This is a genomic window from Pseudomonas sp. 57B-090624 (genome assembly GCF_003234055.1).
Classification (GTDB): Bacteria; Pseudomonadota; Gammaproteobacteria; order Pseudomonadales; family Pseudomonadaceae; genus Metapseudomonas; species Metapseudomonas tohonis.
This window is the reverse complement of sequence record NZ_QKRU01000158.1, coordinates 1-3,282: the sequence shown is the minus strand read 5'-3', so window position 1 is coordinate 3,282 and position 3,282 is coordinate 1. Positions and strand designations below refer to the sequence as shown.

At 66.1% G+C, this 3,282-nt stretch carries 4 protein-coding genes; 1 reads left to right on the top strand and 3 read right to left on the bottom strand.

Annotated elements, in window-relative coordinates:
• The first annotated feature begins 543 nt into the window (after positions 1-543).
• On the top strand, positions 544-1,047 hold the full coding sequence (locus DMX10_RS32045) for a BRO family protein (protein ID WP_111264869.1): 504 nt from the start codon (positions 544-546) through the stop codon (positions 1,045-1,047).
• A 106-nt stretch (positions 1,048-1,153) separates the two neighbouring features.
• Here DMX10_RS32045 and DMX10_RS32040 read toward each other — a convergent pair whose 3' ends face one another.
• The 3 genes from DMX10_RS32040 to DMX10_RS32030 form a co-directional block, all read right to left on the bottom strand.
• Positions 1,154-1,531, bottom strand: coding sequence for a cupin domain-containing protein (locus DMX10_RS32040; RefSeq protein WP_111264868.1), 378 nt, complete (start codon positions 1,529-1,531; stop codon positions 1,154-1,156).
• Between the two features lie 76 nt (positions 1,532-1,607).
• A complete protein-coding gene (locus DMX10_RS32035) occupies positions 1,608-2,417 on the bottom strand; it encodes an AraC family transcriptional regulator (RefSeq protein WP_111264867.1) in 810 nt (269 codons plus the stop codon).
• Positions 2,414-2,839: a DUF1801 domain-containing protein gene (locus DMX10_RS32030; protein ID WP_111264866.1), complete on the bottom strand. Its 426-nt coding sequence runs from the start codon at positions 2,837-2,839 to the stop codon at positions 2,414-2,416. The genes DMX10_RS32035 and DMX10_RS32030 overlap by 4 nt, the downstream gene beginning before the upstream one ends.
• Positions 2,840-3,282: the final 443 nt, after the last annotated feature.

Here is a 3,282-nt window from a genome sequence, read left to right as displayed (position 1 = left end):
CAAGCGCTTCGACTTCAAATGCCCCATCGAGGTGATGGGAGAGGTCATGCAAAATGCCATGGCGATGCGGCATGATGCTCCGGCTTCAATTCAATAACCGTGTTGCACTCAGCTCCTGCAACCGCCGTGTATAAAAAATTAATTCTTTCTTCCGAAAAACTGAAACCAATCACCAAGTACAAGTTAAGAAATTTAGTAGAACATTATCTTTCATCCTTTATCGCCTAAAAACATCTATTCGCCCTTGCTCTCCCCACCCCACCTCCCTATCCTTCGCCGGTCGCGGTAAATCCCGCGACCGGGTTTGACAGCCCGTTCCGATAGGCGCGATTGCGCCGCTAGGTGCATGCGAGAAACGGCGAACGTTTTTTGCAGGCACGTGCTCGCATGCAGGTTTAACTGCACTGCTCTATGGCAGATCGCGTGGGGAGACCCTCGGGTCTGCCGGGTCCTATCGCCGGTCTGTCAACCCCACGCGGTCTGCCACCCTTCGTTTGACAGCGAATGGCGGCAGCTCCTGAACTGACTGATAGGAGCTACACCATGCACGAAGCACTCACCCCGCTCTTCTTCCACCGCAACACCTATCCCCTGCGCGCCGTGATGATCGACAACCAGCCCTGGTTCGTCGCCGTGGATTTCGCGCGGATGATCGGTGCGCTGCGCCCCTATCGCCTGCCCCAGCGCATGGACCCGAACCAGAAGCGCTGGGTGCTGCTGGAGTACGCCACCGGGTTGCGCGAGGAGGTGGAGGTGATCAGCGATGCCGGGGCCTACAAGGCGTTGTACCGCTTCCGCCACCCGGAGCACCGCTGCATCGGCCAGTGGTTGAGCGAGGTGGTGCTGCCCACCCTGCACGACCGCCACCGCGACGCCGAGGCGGCGCCGCAGCGGGCCCTGATGCACTGGGCCAACCAGCAGGTGGGCGTGCTCAAGTGGCAGGGCGATATCTGGATCGCGCGGCGCGACCTGCCGGTGTTCCTGGCCATCCATGACGAGCCGGAACTGCGCGACCTGCCGAGCTGGAAGGGCTTGCAGCTCCTGTAGGTTGGGCTGAGGGACGAAGCCCAACGTGGCGGGGGTCGTGGTTGCGCCCTGCCCCCGCCTGTCGCGAATGAGTTCGCGCCTGCGAAGGCGCGATGCGGGCGGGCGATCAGATCCAGGCGTCGTTCTGCGCGGTGCGCTCGCCGCCCTCCTCGCCGGTGTTGAGCACGCCACGGGGCTCGATGAGCATCATCTTCACTTCGCCTTCGGCATAGGGTTTGTGCTCGACGCCCTTGGGCACGACGTAGAGCTCGCCCGGGCCGAGGAGGACGGCGCCGTCGCGCAGGTCGATGCGCAGCTGGCCTTCGAGCACCAGGAAGGCTTCGTCGGTGTCGGCGTGGGCATGCCAGATGAAGTCGCCCTCGATGCGCACGACCTTGAACTGGTAGTCGTTCATCTCGGCGACGACCTTGGGGTTCCACCGCTCGCTGAACAGCGAGGTCTTCTGCAACAGGTTGATGCTCTGGTGGTTGGGCTGAACGGCCATGGTGCGGCTCCGGGCTGGGGATTGAGCCGCGAGAATAGCGAGGCCCGCCGTAGCGCTCTTGTACGATCCTGCAGCTTCAGCGGCCGTGCATGCGTAGCCAGCGCGACGGCGGCAGGCCGTAGCACTGGGTGAAGTGGCGGGTCATGTGGCTCTGGTCGAAGAAGCCGGCGGCCAGGGCGGCGTCGGCGAGGCTGAAGCCGTCGAGCAGCATGCGCCGGCAGCGGTCGAGGCGGCGCAGGGTGAGGTAGCGGTAAGGGCTGGTGCCGTAGAGCGCGCGGAAATCGCGGGACAGGCTCCAGCGTTCGCGGCCGCTGGCGCGCTCCAGCTCCTCCAGGCTGAGGTTGCTGCCGAGGTGGCTGTGGATGTAGTCCCGGGCGCGCTCGGCCGAGGCGAAGTCGAAGGCGCGGCGCCCTCGCCGCCTGCCGCCCACGGCCTGCAGCGCCTGGGCCAGGTCGTAGAGGGCGTCCTGCTCTTCCAGCGCCTGCAGCGGGTGGTCGATGGCCTGCATGAAGGTTTCGGTCGCCCGGCGCAGGCGCGGGTCATCGGAGAGGCCACCGGGCACGAAGGGCAGCGGCCGACCGCCAAGCACCTGCTGGATCAGCACCGGCTCGACGTAGACCATCCGGTAGTGGAAGCCGGCCTCGGTGCCGGCCATGCCGTCGTGGAGCTCGTCGGGGTGCAGCACCAGGGTGCCGCCGGGCAGGCTGTGGCGCAGGCTCTTCTGGTAGCTGAAGCTCTGCACCCCGGACAGGGTGCGGCCGATGGCGTAGGTGTCGTGGCGGTGCGGGTCGTAGCCGTGGCCGCCGAAGTAGGCCTCGATGCGTTCGATCCGCGCCGGGTGGTCGCTGCGCCGCACCCAGTCCCGCGTGCCGGGCAGCTCGGTCATCCGGCGCGCTTCCGGGGCTTGGCCGGGCGCTCGGTATTGAGCGCCACGGCGGCGAGGAACAGCGCCTGCAAGGCGGCCTCGTCGATGCCCTCGCCCGGGTGGATGTCGATGGCGCGGCGCGTGTTGCCTTCCAGGCTGGCGTTGAACAGCCCGGCCGGGTCGGCCAGCGCGGCGCCCTTGGCGAAGGTGAGCCTGACCGCGTTCTTGTAGGTTTCCCCGGTGCAGACGATGCCGGCGTGGGACCACACGGGCACGCCGCGCCACTTCCACTCCTCGACCACCTCCGGATCGGCGGCGCGGATCAGCTCGCGCACCCTGGCCAGGGTTTCGCCGCGCCAGTCGGCGAGCTCGGCGATGCGGGCGTCGATCAGGCGGGAGGCGTCGACGGCGCCCTCTTCCACCTTGCTGCTGTCCTTGCCCATCGGGTTGCCTCCATTGCGTCGAGGGTTGATGCCAGGGGGCCGATTGAATACCAGCCAGCGTCAGCGCGCCATAGGTACATGAAGGTGGCGAACGGGGTGGACCGCGCTTCATCGGTCCACCATTCGGGCTCGCCGGTCACTCCGCTGGTGGATGAAAAGAGCGCCATCCACCCTACGCGGCGAGGCCCTGTTGTCGGTTCGGAGGCTTCGCGCTCGCAGGGGTGACAGTGCATGAAGGTGGTGAACCGGGCGTAGGGTGGACCGCGCTTCATCGGTCCACCATTCGGGCTCGCCGGTCACTCCGCTGGGGGATGGAAAGAGCGCCATCCACCCTTGTATCTCGACTAATACCTCCACAGGGGTAATAGTCCCCGACTGATCATCGGGGGAGGGGCTGGAAGTCGTATCCACCCTTAGGCCGCGAGCCTGCAACGTAGATAGTG